The sequence below is a fragment of the Niallia oryzisoli genome (assembly GCF_036670025.1).
Taxonomy (GTDB): Bacteria; Bacillota; Bacilli; order Bacillales; family Cytobacillaceae; genus Bacillus_BD; species Bacillus_BD oryzisoli.
Map to the genome: position 1 here is coordinate 923,883 of NZ_CP137640.1, position 14,186 is coordinate 938,068.

Below are 14,186 nucleotides of genomic sequence, written 5' to 3' on the forward strand. Positions count from 1 at the left end.
CATGTATACGATGGAATCTATCTAGAAAACAGCCATGGTAAAGAGCAGGGAAAAGTACCCTTTTATCTATTATTGCAGGGATACTTTCACCTTCCAGCGGGTCAGTTTTCTTAAATAGTATCAGCCTGCAACAGAACCGTAAGTCTTTTGTTGAACTAATCGGCTATATGCCGGATGATTTTCACGCCGATCCTTCGATGACGGTTAAAGAATGTCTCTTGTTTTATGCGTCGTTACGAAAAATCGCTAGGAAAAGAGTAGAGGGAGTACTTGCGCTAATCGGTTTAGAAGAGCAGCACAACTATCGGATTACAAGATTGTCAAAAGGGATGCGTCAGTGCTTGCTCTTTAGGCAGGCCTGGCTGGCAAAGCCGGCGTTATTACTCTTGGATGAACCGACAAACGGACTTGATCCCTACTGGGTAAATGTTTTTGTGCAGCAAATGAAAAAAATTAAAAACAGCGGTACAATCGTTATTTTCTCCACACATATGATGGATGTAGCAGCTGAGACAGCTGACCGTATTCTATTTATGAGGGCTGGTACGGTGATAGAGCAGCTGACGGAGCTTACCTCTAAAGAAGAGGTGGTCATGAAGCTGCTCAAGCTTCAGCGTGTATAATATAATAAATAAAGTGTAGACCCGTGAAGAGGACATATTTCTCTAAGCGGGTCTTTTTTTCAAATTATTTTAATTTCTCCACGGGTTCTGATTAATATCCTGAGAACTTGTCTCATATGCTGTAAAGAATATCAAATTTGAACTTAGCAGTCTGCACCATAAAAAAGGTGTAGAATATTCCATAATTTGGAGTCAGAATAAAGGAGAGTCATATGAATTCATTTTTTAAGGGAACTCTTTTACTTATTGCTGCAGCCTGTATCGGAGAAATTGTAGAATTTATTATTAATATGGTGTTAGCAAGGGAACTTGGGGAAAAGGGACTCGGTATGTATATGGCTATCCTGCCCACCGTGTTTTTAATTGTTCTTCTTGCCAGCTTTGAAATGCCTATCTCGATTTCAAAGTTTATTGCGGAACGGGATAAAAGAATCCATCACAGTATGTTAAGTCATGTTCTTAAATGGACAATCATCATGACTGCCATCTTAATGGTAGTAGTATCTATCGTTCTCCCGTTTATTCCTGCATTTGACCAGTATCACCCCATTTTCAGATGGCTGGTCTTAATCCTGATTCCGATTATTTCTTTTACTTCGATTGCCAGGGGTTATTTTATGGGGAAATCGGAAATGGGGAAGATTGCACTTGCAAATTTTCTGCGGAAATTAGTTCAGTTGCTCCTGCTGGTATATTTATTCCATTTATTCGATTTTGAAATCAGTGCTGCAGTGCTCATTGCCTTTTGTACTCTTGTTGGCAGTGATTTGGTTGTCTTTCTCTATTTGTTCCATGTTTTTATGATTCAATACCACTACATGAAAAAGCAGCCGTCCAAACGGTTACATAGTAAAGTAGTCATGAAAAATTTAATGGAAGTATCTGTTCCGACAACCGCCTTACGCGTTTTTCATGCTTTTACTTCAGCGCTTGAGCCTTTCTTAATCACAGGGGCACTCTTTTATGCAGGTGTAGGCAAGGATTTAGCTACAGAGCAGTTTGGGATGGTGGCTGGGATTGCGATGGTCATAGGGTCATTTCCTACCTTTATTTCCCACTCATTAATGATCATGCTGATTCCGACGATATCAAAGGCTAACGCAGAAAGAAATTCCGCCTATCTGCAAAGGCTGCTTAGGCAGGTCATGCTATGGACCTTTGCCTACGGAATACCGGCTGTCCTTGTATGCTATTTTCTCGCGGAACCACTAACGACTACTTTTTTTCACTCTCCAGGGGCTGCCCGCTATTTGCAGTTGTTATGGCCATGCTTTCTTTTTCGCTTTTTTATTATGCCGCTTCAGGCTTATTTAATCGGCCTTGGGTTAATGAAGGAAGCTTTTCTACATGCGGTATGGGCTACGATAACAGCGTTTGTTCTTATCTATTTTCTGGGCTCAAAAGCGAGCTTCCAAATGGATGGTGTTATTATCGGTATCAATGCTGAGGCCATCCTGTTAATGATGATGCATTATGTTGCCGTCTGTAAAAAAATTGGTGTTTCCGTTTTTATGCTTCCGCTTAATCAAATAAAATCCTCCTGAAAAATTTATTTTTTCTGCAGGGAGGAACAAGCGTATTTTCGTCTAATTAGTGAGAATAGATATTCTAATTAGGAGGCGAAATGGTTAATCCGATGCTTACACAACCTGTTTCCGATTATGTTAGGGAGATTGAATTTGAAGAAATCGTTCGCGACTACGGATTAAGAGTTTTTAGATATCTTTACTCAATAGTTGGACAGAGGGAGTTAGCAGAGGATCTTTATCAAGAAGTTTTGCTTTCCGCCTATCTAGGCTTTTCATCTTTGCAGGACAAAGCAAAGGCAAAGAGCTGGTTATGTAAAATTGCCATGAATAAATGCCGTGATTATTGGCGGAAAGAAATGTCGGCTAAAACGTTTTGGGAGGAAAAGGTCTATATATATTGTAAATATTCATTTCATCAGCCCCCAGTACCAGAGGAAAGACTGCTTCGTAAATATACGAAAGAAGTGCTGGTGAAGGCAGTTCGTGAATTGCCGGAACGGTATCGAGAGCCGCTTTTTTTGTTTTATTTCGGCGGACAGTCATTGGCTGAAATAAGTGATTTTACAAAGCTGCCTTTATCGACTGTGAAGACAAGAATGAAACGGGCAAAAGACCAGCTGCGCAGTAAAGTTGACCAATTAATATAAGCATCCCTGTCTATTTTTCTTTGATAGGGGTGCTTTTTTTTCTGTATATTTTGTAAACCAGAAAAGTTTGGTATGATTGGATAAGAAGATACGAACAACAAAGGAGTTTAATATGGAAAACACTAAATATTGCCGGGAATCGTTAGCTGTAAAAACAAGTCTTGTTTCACCTCCTGATACAAACATACATGGAACCATGTTTGGCGGTAAACTGATGGCCTACATTGATGATATCGCTGCCATTGCTGCCATGCGGCATGCGCGCATGCCTGCTGTGACCGCATCAAGTGATTCCGTTGATTTTCTTCATCCGATAAATGAAGGAAATTCTGTCTGCTTAGAAGCATTTGTTACTTATACAGGTCGGACATCAATGGAAGTCTTTGTAAAGGTAGTCTCTGAAAATATTGTCAGCGGCGAGCGCCATGTATGTGCGGTTTCCTTTTTAACGTTTGTCGCTCTGGATGGAAACGGAAAGCCAGCAGAAATTCCACAAGTAATCCCGCAAACGGAAGAAGAAAAGCACTTACATGAAACAGCGAAGGAAAGACTGGAAATTCGTAAGAAGCGAAGAAAAGACAGTGAAGCACGAGCAAAGCTGTTTGGAACATCCTTTCCCTGGACAAGGGCTTGAGCTGAACATAGGAAAAGACCAATAAACTGGAGTGAGTCACAGCCTCCAGTATTGGTCTTTTTTTTAATTCTCTTTTCCTTCTGATGTTCGAGAAATGGCAGCTTGGTTTTCTTTTAATAAATCCCGTATTTCCGCTAATAATTCTTCTGTTTTGTCAATGACAGTAGCAACTTCTGCTGCCTCTTCCTTTTTCTTAAAGCGGCTCAATAAGCGGATGAAAAGGAATATGGACATAGCAATAATGAAGAAATCAACAACCGTTTGTAAAAATGTACCATATTTAATCGTAGCATCTAAGAAGGTATATTCCTGTTTGGTAAGATCTATCCCGCCGAGCAAAATACCAACTAGCGGCATGATTAAGTCGTTGACAAGTGAGGTGACAATTTTTCCAAAGGCACCGCCGATGATGACCCCGACGGCCAAATCTAACACATTTCCTTTTAAGGCAAATTTCTTAAATTCTGACCACATTTCATTGTTTCCCCTTTTTTAATAAGCAATTTTTAGCATGAATCGAAAAAGCCTGTGATATGTATGAGAGTTTCAACAGATATCACAGGCTTCAAAAAACATTTCTTTTATTTTTTGCTGTTGTATATAGAATCTGAAATATTCCGGTTAGTATTTAATCGTAAATGAATGGAAGTTTTCGGTTACTTCACTTTCTGTAATTTTCATGTCACTGATTTTCGAAAAGGGGTTGCCAATACGAAGTTCCTCAACAAAAGGATCAAGCTGGTCCTTACTCCCCACAGCTACAATTTCAACTGAATTGTCTGCTAAGTTTTTTGCCCAACCTGTTACTCCATATTGGACAGCTTTCATTTGTGAAAAGTAACGATAGCCTACGCCCTGTACTTTCCCAGATACAATAATATGCAACTGGATCATTCTTACCCCTCCGGTTAAACTTTTACGCTCTTACTTTATATCCTCCCATAAATCGACATGTGATGCAATATACAATCTGTTTTTTTACAATCGTGCTATAAGAAATCATGCATTATCTAAATTAAAAAGCCCAGTTGCCGTTTCTAAACACAGGTTCCCCTTTACCGTCAGCTGTAATGCCATCAATGTCCATTTGTTCTGAACCAATCATAAAATCGACATGTGTGATACTGTGGTTTAACCCATTTTCCGCAAGTTCTTCCTGTGACATGGTTTTCCCGCCTTCAATACAAAAAGCATAGGCACTGCCGATTGCAAGGTGGTTAGACGCATTTTCATCAAATAAGGTATTGAAGAAGAGGATATTTGATTCTGAAATAGGTGAGTGATAAGGAACGAGCGCCACTTCTCCTAAGTAATGTGACCCTTCATCAGTAGCGACAAGCTGCTTTAAAATATCCTCGCCTTGTTTGGCTTTCACATCAATAATTTTCCCATTCTCAAAGGTTAGCGTAAATTCATCAATAATGTTTCCGCCGTAGCTTAATGGTTTTGTACTTGATACTGTTCCATTTACACCAGTTTTGACCGGTACAGTGAACACTTCTTCTGTCGGCATATTCGCCATAAATTCAAAGCCTTTTTCATTAATGCTTCCGGCACCGCACCAAATATGTTTTTCAGGAAGCTCGATAGTCAAGTCTGTTCCAGGTGCTGTATAGTGAAGCTTTTTATATTTTTTAGCATTTAGATAGTCTACTTTTGTATGTAATGTTTCATCATGATGCTTCCAAGCAGCAATAGGGTCTTCAGCATCAACCCGTACAGTTGCGAAAATCGCATCCCAAAGCTTCTCCACTCTTGTTTCCGCTGGATCATTCGGAAAAACCATATCAGCCCAGCCTTGAGATGGTGCAGCGATAACCGTCCAGCTTATTTTATCAGATTGAACATATTTGCGGTACTGCTGAAGCGCTGTTCCGGCCGCTTTTTGGTAATTTGCAATTCTTTGCGGATTTACGCCTTTCAATAGGGCAGGACTTGAAGAAAGAATGGACATGAAGGCTGCTCCGCTTTCAGCAAGGGCTGTCTGCTCTTTTGCACGCCACTCTGGATACTCTAAGAATGCCTCATCAGGCGCCATGTCATATTTTAATCTTGAAATGACATCATCGCTCCAATTGACAATGACTTCCTTTGCCCCAGTTTCATATGCTTTTTTAACAACTAACCGTACAAACTCTCTCGAATCTAAAGTAGCATTGACAACAAGTGTCTGTCCTTTTTGAATATTGACACCGACTTTAACTACAAGCTCTGCATACTTTTCTAATTTTTGTTGGAATTCACTCATCTGATCCAGCTCCTTTATTAAAAATACGGATTACCTTCATTGTAGCCTTTCTACTTCGGAAAATAAAATCAGAAGGCTAACTGAAACAAAAAAGAAGCAATCTGTGGTGTGTGCCCGACTATTTTCATGTTACTGAATCCATTAGGAACGTATGTTATACTTTATTTTATGGAAATTGAAAGGATGTTTTAAACATGGCAAAAAGTGTTGTAATTGCTGAAAAACCTTCTGTTGCACGTGATATTGCACGTGTACTGAATTGTAATAAAAAAGCAAATGGATATCTTGAAGGAGATAAATATATCGTTACATGGGCGCTGGGACACCTAGTCACACTTGCTGATCCAGAAAGTTATGATGTGAAATATAAAACATGGAAATTAGAAGACCTACCCATGCTCCCTGAGCATTTAAAATTGACGGTCATTAAGCAGACAGGAAAACAGTTTCAGGCTGTAAAAAGTCAGCTGATCAGAAAGGATGTCAATGAAATTATTATAGCAACAGACGCAGGGAGAGAGGGCGAATTAGTTGCACGGTGGATTATTGATAAAGTAAAAGTCAATAAACCGCTAAAACGGTTATGGATCTCATCTGTGACAGATAAAGCGATTAAAGACGGCTTTGCTCATTTAAAGCCGGGGAAAGCTTATGACCATTTATACGCTTCAGCTGTCGCACGTTCTGAGGCAGATTGGTATATCGGACTAAATGCAACCCGTGCATTAACGACTCGTTTTAATGCCCAGTTAAACTGCGGACGCGTCCAAACACCTACCCTTGCCATTATCGCAGCACGCGAGGAAGAAATTAAAAACTTCAAAGCTCAGAATTACTATGGCATCGAAGCCCAAACGACAGACAAATTAAAGCTGACTTGGCAGGATGCGAAGGGCAATAGCCGCAGCTTTGATAAAGAGAAAATCGAATCCATTGTCAAAAAGCTGGGGAAACAAAATGCCGTTGTAACGGATATTGAAAAAAAGGCTAAGAAGTCTTTTTCTCCCGGTCTATATGATTTAACAGAGCTGCAGCGGGATGCGAATAAGATTTTTGGCTACTCTGCAAAGGAAACGTTAAACATTATGCAAAAGCTGTACGAGCAGCATAAGGTATTAACCTATCCTCGTACAGATTCACGTTATATCTCTTCAGACATTGTAGGAACGCTTCCGGAGCGTTTGAAGGCATGTGGAGTGGGAGAATATCGTTCGTTAGCTAATAAGGTCTTAAAAAAGCCAATAAAAAGCTCTAAAGCATTTGTTGATGACAGTAAAGTATCGGATCACCATGCAATTATCCCGACAGAGGGCTATGTTAACTTTTCGGCCTTCAGTGATAAAGAGCGTAAAATATATGACCTGGTGGTAAAACGATTCCTAGCCGTATTATTTCCAGCCTTTGAGTACGAGCAATTAACCCTTCGTGCCAAAATTGGTGATGAGAACTTCGTTGCGAGAGGAAAAACGATTCTGTCAGCTGGATGGAAAGAAGTCTACGAAAATCGCTTTGAGGATGAGGATACAGGAGACGATCTGAAAGAACAGATTTTACCCCGTATCGAAAAGGGGGATCGATTAACCATTCAATTAATCGCCCAAACGACTGGGCAAACGAAGCCGCCGGCACGTTTTAATGAAGCGACATTGCTTTCGGCAATGGAAAACCCAGTGAAGTATATGGAAACAGGAAATAAACGATTAGCCGAGACGTTAAAAGCAACTGGTGGACTCGGTACAGTGGCTACCCGTGCTGATATTATTGAAAAGCTATTCAATACATTTTTAATTGAAAAGCGGGGCAAGGATATCCATATTACCTCTAAAGGGCGGCAATTATTGGATTTAGTACCTGAAGAGCTAAAATCTCCTGAATTAACAGCTGAATGGGAACAAAAGCTTGAACAAATTGCTCAAGGAAAGCTGAAAAAAGAAGTATTTATTGGGCAAATGAAAAACTACACAAAAGAAATTGTTGCCGAAATTAAAGCTAGTAATAAAAAATACAAGCACGACAACATATCAACGAAAAATTGTCCGGATTGTGGAAAACCAATGCTTGAAGTGAACGGCAAAAAAGGTAAAATTCTTGTTTGTCAGGACCGTGAATGCGGGCACCGTAAAAACGTCTCACGGGTTACAAACGCACGTTGTCCGCAATGTCATAAAAAATTAGAGCTTCGCGGTGAAGGGGCAGGGCAAATCTTTGTATGTAAATGTGGTTATCGGGAAAAATTATCAGCCTTTCAAGAACGCCGCAAAAAGGAATCAGCCGGTAAAGTGGATAAACGTACGGTACAAAAGTACCTGAAAAACCAGCAAAAAAATGAAGAACCTTTGAATAATGCTCTTGCAGAGGCATTAAAGGGATTGAAATTTGATTGATGCATAAAAAAAGGACGGTCTTCACTGCAGTATCAGCGGTAGAAGACCGTTCCTTTTTTATTATATCATTTGCTTTTCTTATTCCATTTCCTCAGATTCTACCCGGTTTTTAAAGGCTTCCTGAGTAACAATGAGCTCTTCATCCTCCTGAGCTTCTGTTGTGTGTCTCTCAACCAACGTGTTTTTAGGGAAATTACCAGGATGGTTTTTATTCTTGTGTTCAAAACTCTTGCCACGGCCCATTCTCGCACACTCCTTTCTGATTCTTGGATAGTTTTTGTTGGTGAAACAATATTTATTCCGTTGAAAAAGTAGCGAATTAGAAAAAAACACTTTTTTAAAACGTGAAACATTTCACAAAATATCCATAGATTTTTAAGTTAAAGCATCATATAATAAACTTGTTCAAACATTCACATGACAAATGTTTGGGCCCCTCCCCTAATTAATAGTTGAATAGGTAACAACCCTAAGATGATGCTCTTACCCCAGGAGCATTATTTTTTTTGTAATTATAGTAAGTCTATGCAAGATTTAATTTTACAAACGAAGTCGCTTCTTACATTTTTTGTCCCTTTCTTAAAAAGTATCTAAATAAAGTTGAAAGATTGTCGAAATAAATAATAACGAGATTTGAATAAGATAGGTGATATTGATGGATTTAGCTACAATAATTGGGATTTTAATAGGGGTTATTGCGATCGGGGTTGGAATGGTATTAAAGGGGGTAGCCTTATCTGCATTAGCCAATCCAGCGGCTTTCCTGATTATTATTGCTGGAACAGTTGCATCTGTTACTGTGGCATTTCCAATGTCAGAACTAAAAAGAGTGCCCAAGTTATTTGGAATACTCTTTACCGAGAAAAAAACAGCGAATTATACTGAGTTAATTAAAACGTTTTCCGATTTGGCCCAGCTGGCAAGAAAGGAAGGCTTGCTTGCCTTGGAAGTAAAGATAAACGAAGTGGAGGATCCATTCTTAAGAAATGGTTTGTCGTTGGCAGTTGATGGACAATCAGCAGATTATATCCGCGATGTGTTGACAGAGGAAATAGAAGCAATGGAAGAAAGGCATGAATCCGGGGCATTAATATTTTCGCAGGCCGGTACATATGCCCCGACACTTGGGGTTTTAGGGGCTGTTATCGGTTTGATCGCCGCACTTGGAAATATGAATGATACAGAAGCATTAGGTCATGCCATTGCAGCAGCTTTTATCGCCACCATGCTCGGGATTTTTACCGGCTATGTGTTGTGGCACCCATTTTCCAATAAACTAAGACGAAAGTCAAAAATTGAGTCACAGCAAAAATATATGATGATTGAGGGAATTTTATCGATTCTGGAAGGAGAGGCACCAAGGATCATTGAACAAAAACTGGCCTCTTATCTTCCAGCAAGTGAAAGAAGAAAATTTCTCGAAGGCAGCGTGACAAATAATGAGCAGGCGTAAAAAGAAGAAAAAAAGCGAAGAGCATATGAACGAATCATGGCTTCTGCCGTATTCCGATTTGTTGACCTTGCTTGTAGCCCTATTTATTGTTCTTTTTGCAGGCAGCTCTGTAGATATGCAAAAATTCTACTCCCTATCGAGCGCATTTAACAATGAATTAATGACAGGCGGGACTGGTTTTTTTCAATATCCGGGCCCCGTCCCAGGGGGGAGCAGCAGTTCATCTGACGAGCGGGATAAAGAACAAAAACAAGAGGGAGAACAAGAACAAACGAAGGAAGAAACGCTCCCAGAACAAACAGCAGATCAAAAGGCTGAGCATAAGCGGCTGGAAGAAATTCAAAACCGCGTTAATTCCTATGTTGAAGAAAATGGGCTGAAGGACCAATTAGATACTTCATTAACCGTTGAAGGGCTATCTGTCAGGATTCGGGACAATGTTCTATTTGACTCTGGAGCGGCAGACGTTCGGACAGAAAATAGAAATATAGCCTATGAAATTTCAAAGCTGTTGGAGATGGACGTACCAAGGAGTATTATTGTAAGCGGGCATACAGATAATGTTCCGATCAAAAATGCGCGTTTCGATTCAAACTGGGAGCTAAGCGTCATGAGAGCAGTTAATTTTATGAAAATCATGCTTGAAAATCAAAATTTGAATCCAGCGTTATTTAGTGCAAAAGGGTATGGTGAGTTTCAACCGATTGCTGCAAATGATACAACAGAAGGCAGAGCACAAAATAGACGTGTTGAAATATTAATTCTGCCGCGAACCGATGAAACCATTCAATAATCTAAAAAGAGGGATTTACCCTCTTTTTTATTTTTGGCCTTCTACTTCCTATTGAAGCCTCGTAAACTTGATGAAATCTAAGTAAAGAGAGAAGTCTTCCTTCGTGATCCCTTGTTTGACCGCTTCTGTAAAGAGTTCAATCCATTCTTCATCTAAGTGTTTCACATTCATTTCAGGGTTTTGATTTTCCTCAAGCAAGTCTTCCACCGTTGTACCTAACGAGTTTGCTAGTTTGGAAAGAATATGGAGGGAGGGGTTTTTTTGAATTCCTCTTTCAATATAGCTTAAGTAAGATTTTGAAATTCCTGCTTTCATTGACAGTTCATTAATAGAATATCCTCTTAACTTTCGTAACTGCTTAATTCTATTCTGCATCATATGTATTTTTCTCCTAATCAATAAATGGAAGAGTGTTACATATACATTATAGAGAACGAAAAGTTCAATAAAAAATACATATCGGTGAGGAAATGGAAGGAAAATGGAGCTAATGAGAAAGAAAACTTTGTTTTCATGAAATTTTAGAATTTTTGAAAATCATCCATAGGGACTATAATGTAGCCGTTTATTCAATAAAAAGAACTAATGTACATCATAAAACACTGATAAAAAAGTAGTATGAAAAATAAAACAAAATAGTATGTTACACATGATGAAATTACACCAGCAGGGTGTCAGGGTAAATAATTGATTTTTTGCAAAATTAACACTAAAATTTAAGTGAATGACAAAAAGCGACAGTTTTTATTACTGTAATAGGTTAAAATATAAAAGTCATACAGTCAATTACCAAAAATCGGTTATAAAAGTGAAGATTGCAATAGGTCTAACATATTAAGAACATCACTATGCTATTAACAAGTGTTTGGGAGGATATCAACGTGAGCGAGGGGAAGGAACAGAGCATAGAATACGATATCGAGTGGATTGAACTAATAACTGAAGCCAAAAATTTGGGCATTGAAATGGAAGAAATCAGAAATTTTTTTGCACAATCAAATACATAGATATATTGACACACCGTAATATAAATATCAGTTATTTCATAGGATAACGGTCACAAAAAGAGTGTTTCTCATAGAGAAATACTCTTTTGTATTTATTTTAAGGTCCATCGATATCGTTACCCTTTACAAACTCAGTTTATTTTTTTTGATTTTCTCGCCATTTACTGAATTCCAGAAATTCACGAAACTGTTCTTTGGATACACCTGATTCCATCGCTTCCTGTACAAGCTTCATCCATTCTGAATCTAATTCATCCTTATTAGGTTGCTCGAGGATAAGGTTGTCTACAGGCACCCCAAGTACAGCTGAAATTTTTTCTAAAAATTGGATAGAAGGGTTTGTTTGAAGATTTCTTTCAAGAGAACTTAAGTAGGACTTTGCTACTCCTGCTTTGAGCGCGAGTTCCGATAATGATATTTTCTTTTCTTGTCGAAGTTTTTTTACGCGATCACCAATCATTCAATTCACTCACTTTTTTTAATTGTTCAGCCGCACAGCTTTCACCCTTACGAGTAGCTTCTCGTGAAGAAAAGGGAAGCAAGCGCTTGCACTTATCGTAGTATATATTAATATAATAACAAAAATAGGCAAAAGGTTCCATATACAGAACGAGCTGTTCAATTTCTTTATTTATTTTTTCACTATTCATTCACATTTTGCCACATTTTAATGAGAATTAGTAGCCTAAATTTAGAAGTTTTTTTATTTGGATAGAATAATGTATTGAGTTATTTTTAATTTAGCATGCTTTAATCCTGCTAAATTATTTTGTAAGAATCGTTTAGATTTTGCAAGACACCTTGAAAATTCATACAATGAATGTAGAATAATGAGTAGTTTACCGAATGGAAGAGAGGCTTTTACAGATGATTATTTTAAAATCAGAAAGAGAAATTGAAAAGATGAAAAAGGCCGGCGAAGTCCTTGCTTCTGTACATAGGCAGTTAGCTAAAATGATTAAGCCAGGAGTGACTACGTGGGAAATCGAAGAATTTGTTGATAAATATTTAAAGAAACAAGGAGCAGTTCCTGAGCAAAAAGGATATAGAGGATATCAATATGCTACATGTGCCAGCATAAATGATGAAATTTGTCATGGGTTTCCTAGAAAGGAGCCTTTAAAAACAGGGGATATTGTGACAATCGATATGGTTGTAAACTACAATGGTGCTTTGGCGGACTCTGCCTGGTCATATGCTGTCGGACAAATATCCGAGGAGGATGAAAGACTGTTAGATGTAACGAAAAAAGCACTTTACATTGGAATAGAGCAGGCACAAGTTGGTAATCGTATCGGTGATATAGGTCATGCGATTCAAACCTATGTAGAAGGTGAAGGACTTTCTGTCGTTCGTGATTTTATCGGACATGGAATTGGTAATGCCATTCATGAAAAACCGGATGTTCCGCATTATGGTTTGCCGGGAAAGGGACCTCGGATTAAAGAAGGGATGGTATTTACGATTGAACCAATGGTGAATGTAGGGACATACAGAATGAAGATGGATAATAACGGATGGACATCAAGAACGGAAGACGGAAAGAATTCTGCTCAATATGAGCATACGATTGCCATTACAAAAAATGGCCCAATCATTTTAACGGATCAAGAAGAAGCCTGATTAAAACGACTCATCCATGAGGATAAAGCCTCACGGATGAGTCCTATATGTTATTGTTTTCTTAAGCTGCCAAGTTCTTCAACAATCGCTTGCATTTCATTGGGACTAAAGGAATTTTTCTTCATCACTAATTCATAGATTTCCTTTAGCTCCTCATACATATTCTCGTCAAAATGAGATGGTTTAATGGCACCAAAATTTAATACATTTAGTTTTTCTTTTATTTTCTCAATCATATACTCTACATTTTCAACTGACTTTTCAGCTAAGTTCATGGATTTCATCCTCTCATTTAATCTTGCCGTACAGAATATATTATGCAGACAGTTGTCTAAGACAATGAAAGCAAACGACAAGGATAATCTTTCTTTTCATCTTTCCATGTTCATTAAAAAAAGTCAATAATATTAAAAAGGTGGTAAAAAATATGATACGCGTTTTATTTGTTTGCCTAGGGAATATCTGCAGATCGCCGATGGCAGAAGCATTGTTCCGTGATCTTGTGAAAAAAGAAGGGCTGGAGGATATCATCGAAATTGACTCTGCCGGAACTGGTGATTGGCATATTGGGAACCCTCCGCATCAAGGCACAAGAGAGATTCTTAAAAAGTATCAAATTTCAGATGAAGGATTAAAAGCGAGAAAAATAACAAGTGTTGATTTGAACTTTGACTATATTATTGGCATGGATTCAGAGAATATAAAGAATATAAAAAAGGTTGGCAACGTGCCATCACATGTCAAAGTCAAACGTCTCCTTGATTTCACAGAAGGCAAACAAGGGATGGACGTTCCGGATCCTTATTACACCGGTAATTTCGATGAAGTGTATGAACTTGTCAAAGAAGGTACGGAGAATCTTTTAAGGGAGATAAAAAATGACTTACAGAAAAAAGGAGCAATTAAATGAGCAGCTCAAAGTTTTGGAAAGGCGTCATCATTGGTGCTGTAGCCGGCGGAGTTATAAGTTTATTTGACCGCACAACGAGAAGTTCTGTAATGGAGAGCTGTCAAAAAGCGGCAGGGAAAGTGACTCATTATGTGAAACATCCTCAGGAAGCAGTTGAATATGTAAAGGAATCAACCGGTAAAATACGTTCAACAATTGAGGGGGTCGGGGAAGAAGTTTCTTTTATTGCGGAAAAAATTGAAGAGCTGAGAGAAATCACTCCACAGGTCGTAGACGTTGTAATGGATACGAAAGAAGCATTTGTTGACAGCGAAGGGGAAAGATAGGCAGATATC

General features: G+C 38.6%; 18 protein-coding genes and 1 pseudogene. 11 read left to right on the forward strand and 8 right to left on the reverse strand.

The window, feature by feature from the left end; genetic code table 11:
• Positions 1-56 precede the first annotated feature (56 nt).
• The 4 genes and pseudogenes from R4Z09_RS04625 to R4Z09_RS04640 form a co-directional block, all read left to right on the forward strand.
• Positions 57-623: pseudogene (locus R4Z09_RS04625) on the forward strand (ATP-binding cassette domain-containing protein); the annotation flags it as partial.
• A 212-nt stretch (positions 624-835) separates the two neighbouring features.
• Entirely contained in the window at positions 836-2,167 is a 1,332-nt protein-coding gene (locus R4Z09_RS04630; RefSeq protein WP_338451194.1) for an oligosaccharide flippase family protein, read from the forward strand.
• Between the two features lie 80 nt (positions 2,168-2,247).
• The gene (locus tag R4Z09_RS04635) at positions 2,248-2,799 is read left to right on the forward strand and encodes an RNA polymerase sigma factor (protein ID WP_338451195.1); all 552 of its coding nucleotides are present in this window, start codon (positions 2,248-2,250) and stop codon (positions 2,797-2,799) included.
• Between the two features lie 112 nt (positions 2,800-2,911).
• Positions 2,912-3,433 (forward strand): acyl-CoA thioesterase, encoded by a 522-nt coding sequence (locus R4Z09_RS04640; RefSeq protein ID WP_338451196.1) that lies wholly within the window; start codon positions 2,912-2,914, stop codon positions 3,431-3,433.
• 63 nt (positions 3,434-3,496) lie between these two features.
• Here R4Z09_RS04640 and mscL read toward each other — a convergent pair whose 3' ends face one another.
• The 3 genes from mscL to R4Z09_RS04655 form a co-directional block, all read right to left on the reverse strand.
• The gene (gene mscL / locus R4Z09_RS04645) at positions 3,497-3,907 is read right to left on the reverse strand and encodes a large conductance mechanosensitive channel protein MscL (RefSeq protein WP_338451197.1); all 411 of its coding nucleotides are present in this window, start codon (positions 3,905-3,907) and stop codon (positions 3,497-3,499) included.
• A gap of 147 nt (positions 3,908-4,054) precedes the next feature.
• Positions 4,055-4,327: an acylphosphatase gene (locus R4Z09_RS04650; protein WP_338451198.1), complete on the reverse strand. Its 273-nt coding sequence runs from the start codon at positions 4,325-4,327 to the stop codon at positions 4,055-4,057.
• Positions 4,328-4,448: 121 nt separating this feature from the next.
• On the reverse strand, positions 4,449-5,681 hold the full coding sequence (locus tag R4Z09_RS04655) for an aminopeptidase (protein ID WP_338451199.1): 1,233 nt from the start codon (positions 5,679-5,681) through the stop codon (positions 4,449-4,451).
• Positions 5,682-5,875: 194 nt separating this feature from the next.
• Between R4Z09_RS04655 and R4Z09_RS04660 the strand changes: the two genes are divergently transcribed.
• Positions 5,876-8,065 (forward strand): DNA topoisomerase III, encoded by a 2,190-nt coding sequence (locus tag R4Z09_RS04660; RefSeq protein ID WP_338451200.1) that lies wholly within the window; start codon positions 5,876-5,878, stop codon positions 8,063-8,065.
• 78 nt (positions 8,066-8,143) lie between these two features.
• On the opposite strand, the gene R4Z09_RS04665 is transcribed toward R4Z09_RS04660, so the two are convergent.
• The gene (locus R4Z09_RS04665) at positions 8,144-8,308 is read right to left on the reverse strand and encodes a hypothetical protein (RefSeq protein WP_338451201.1); all 165 of its coding nucleotides are present in this window, start codon (positions 8,306-8,308) and stop codon (positions 8,144-8,146) included.
• A 412-nt stretch (positions 8,309-8,720) separates the two neighbouring features.
• On the opposite strand from R4Z09_RS04665, the gene motA reads away from it, so the two are divergent.
• Entirely contained in the window at positions 8,721-9,518 is a 798-nt protein-coding gene (gene motA / locus R4Z09_RS04670; RefSeq protein WP_338451202.1) for a flagellar motor stator protein MotA, read from the forward strand.
• Entirely contained in the window at positions 9,505-10,311 is an 807-nt protein-coding gene (gene motB / locus R4Z09_RS04675; RefSeq protein WP_338451203.1) for a flagellar motor protein MotB, read from the forward strand. The genes motA and motB overlap by 14 nt, the downstream gene beginning before the upstream one ends.
• A 48-nt stretch (positions 10,312-10,359) precedes the next feature.
• On the opposite strand, the gene R4Z09_RS04680 is transcribed toward motB, so the two are convergent.
• The gene (locus R4Z09_RS04680; RefSeq protein WP_338451204.1) at positions 10,360-10,689 is read right to left on the reverse strand and encodes a helix-turn-helix domain-containing protein; all 330 of its coding nucleotides are present in this window, start codon (positions 10,687-10,689) and stop codon (positions 10,360-10,362) included.
• Between the two features lie 503 nt (positions 10,690-11,192).
• Here R4Z09_RS04680 and R4Z09_RS04685 point away from each other — a divergent pair.
• Positions 11,193-11,318: an anti-repressor SinI family protein gene (locus R4Z09_RS04685; RefSeq protein WP_338451205.1), complete on the forward strand. Its 126-nt coding sequence runs from the start codon at positions 11,193-11,195 to the stop codon at positions 11,316-11,318.
• Positions 11,319-11,454: 136 nt separating this feature from the next.
• Here R4Z09_RS04685 and R4Z09_RS04690 read toward each other — a convergent pair whose 3' ends face one another.
• Together R4Z09_RS04690 and R4Z09_RS04695 are read right to left on the reverse strand one after the other, a co-directional pair.
• Positions 11,455-11,778 carry a helix-turn-helix domain-containing protein gene (locus tag R4Z09_RS04690; RefSeq protein ID WP_338451206.1) on the reverse strand — a complete coding sequence of 108 codons (324 nt, stop codon included), beginning with the start codon at positions 11,776-11,778 and terminating at the stop codon, positions 11,455-11,457.
• Positions 11,768-11,968: a hypothetical protein gene (locus tag R4Z09_RS04695; protein WP_338451207.1), complete on the reverse strand. Its 201-nt coding sequence runs from the start codon at positions 11,966-11,968 to the stop codon at positions 11,768-11,770. Before R4Z09_RS04695 ends, R4Z09_RS04690 begins: the two co-directional genes overlap by 11 nt.
• 217 nt (positions 11,969-12,185) lie before the next feature.
• Here R4Z09_RS04695 and map point away from each other — a divergent pair, with 217 nt between their 5' ends.
• Positions 12,186-12,941 (forward strand): type I methionyl aminopeptidase, encoded by a 756-nt coding sequence (map, locus tag R4Z09_RS04700; RefSeq protein ID WP_338451208.1) that lies wholly within the window; start codon positions 12,186-12,188, stop codon positions 12,939-12,941.
• 50 nt (positions 12,942-12,991) lie between these two features.
• Here map and R4Z09_RS04705 read toward each other — a convergent pair whose 3' ends face one another.
• Entirely contained in the window at positions 12,992-13,216 is a 225-nt protein-coding gene (locus R4Z09_RS04705; protein ID WP_150438272.1) for a DUF1128 domain-containing protein, read from the reverse strand.
• 152 nt (positions 13,217-13,368) lie between these two features.
• Between R4Z09_RS04705 and R4Z09_RS04710 the strand changes: the two genes are divergently transcribed.
• On the forward strand, positions 13,369-13,851 hold the full coding sequence (locus R4Z09_RS04710; protein ID WP_338451209.1) for a low molecular weight protein-tyrosine-phosphatase: 483 nt from the start codon (positions 13,369-13,371) through the stop codon (positions 13,849-13,851).
• Positions 13,848-14,177 carry a YtxH domain-containing protein gene (locus R4Z09_RS04715; RefSeq protein ID WP_338451210.1) on the forward strand — a complete coding sequence of 110 codons (330 nt, stop codon included), beginning with the start codon at positions 13,848-13,850 and terminating at the stop codon, positions 14,175-14,177. Before R4Z09_RS04710 ends, R4Z09_RS04715 begins: the two co-directional genes overlap by 4 nt.
• Positions 14,178-14,186: the final 9 nt, after the last annotated feature.

Excerpts from the sequence above, each read along its gene's own strand:
- R4Z09_RS04630 (WP_338451194.1), top strand. The coding sequence starts at position 836 with ATGAATTCATTTTTTAAGGGAACTCTTTTACTTATTGCTGCAGCCTGT.
- R4Z09_RS04635 (WP_338451195.1), top strand. The coding sequence starts at position 2,248 with ATGGTTAATCCGATGCTTACACAACCTGTTTCCGATTATGTTAGGGAG.
- R4Z09_RS04640 (WP_338451196.1), top strand. The coding sequence starts at position 2,912 with ATGGAAAACACTAAATATTGCCGGGAATCGTTAGCTGTAAAAACAAGT.
- mscL (WP_338451197.1), bottom strand. The coding sequence starts at position 3,907 with ATGTGGTCAGAATTTAAGAAATTTGCCTTAAAAGGAAATGTGTTAGAT.
- R4Z09_RS04650 (WP_338451198.1), bottom strand. The coding sequence starts at position 4,327 with ATGATCCAGTTGCATATTATTGTATCTGGGAAAGTACAGGGCGTAGGC.
- R4Z09_RS04655 (WP_338451199.1), bottom strand. The coding sequence starts at position 5,681 with ATGAGTGAATTCCAACAAAAATTAGAAAAGTATGCAGAGCTTGTAGTT.
- R4Z09_RS04660 (WP_338451200.1), top strand. The coding sequence starts at position 5,876 with ATGGCAAAAAGTGTTGTAATTGCTGAAAAACCTTCTGTTGCACGTGAT.
- R4Z09_RS04665 (WP_338451201.1), bottom strand. The coding sequence starts at position 8,308 with ATGGGCCGTGGCAAGAGTTTTGAACACAAGAATAAAAACCATCCTGGT.
- motA (WP_338451202.1), top strand. The coding sequence starts at position 8,721 with ATGGATTTAGCTACAATAATTGGGATTTTAATAGGGGTTATTGCGATC.
- motB (WP_338451203.1), top strand. The coding sequence starts at position 9,505 with ATGAGCAGGCGTAAAAAGAAGAAAAAAAGCGAAGAGCATATGAACGAA.
- R4Z09_RS04680 (WP_338451204.1), bottom strand. The coding sequence starts at position 10,689 with ATGATGCAGAATAGAATTAAGCAGTTACGAAAGTTAAGAGGATATTCT.
- R4Z09_RS04690 (WP_338451206.1), bottom strand. The coding sequence starts at position 11,778 with ATGATTGGTGATCGCGTAAAAAAACTTCGACAAGAAAAGAAAATATCA.
- R4Z09_RS04695 (WP_338451207.1), bottom strand. The coding sequence starts at position 11,968 with ATGAATAGTGAAAAAATAAATAAAGAAATTGAACAGCTCGTTCTGTAT.
- map (WP_338451208.1), top strand. The coding sequence starts at position 12,186 with ATGATTATTTTAAAATCAGAAAGAGAAATTGAAAAGATGAAAAAGGCC.
- R4Z09_RS04705 (WP_150438272.1), bottom strand. The coding sequence starts at position 13,216 with ATGAACTTAGCTGAAAAGTCAGTTGAAAATGTAGAGTATATGATTGAG.
- R4Z09_RS04710 (WP_338451209.1), top strand. The coding sequence starts at position 13,369 with ATGATACGCGTTTTATTTGTTTGCCTAGGGAATATCTGCAGATCGCCG.
- R4Z09_RS04715 (WP_338451210.1), top strand. The coding sequence starts at position 13,848 with ATGAGCAGCTCAAAGTTTTGGAAAGGCGTCATCATTGGTGCTGTAGCC.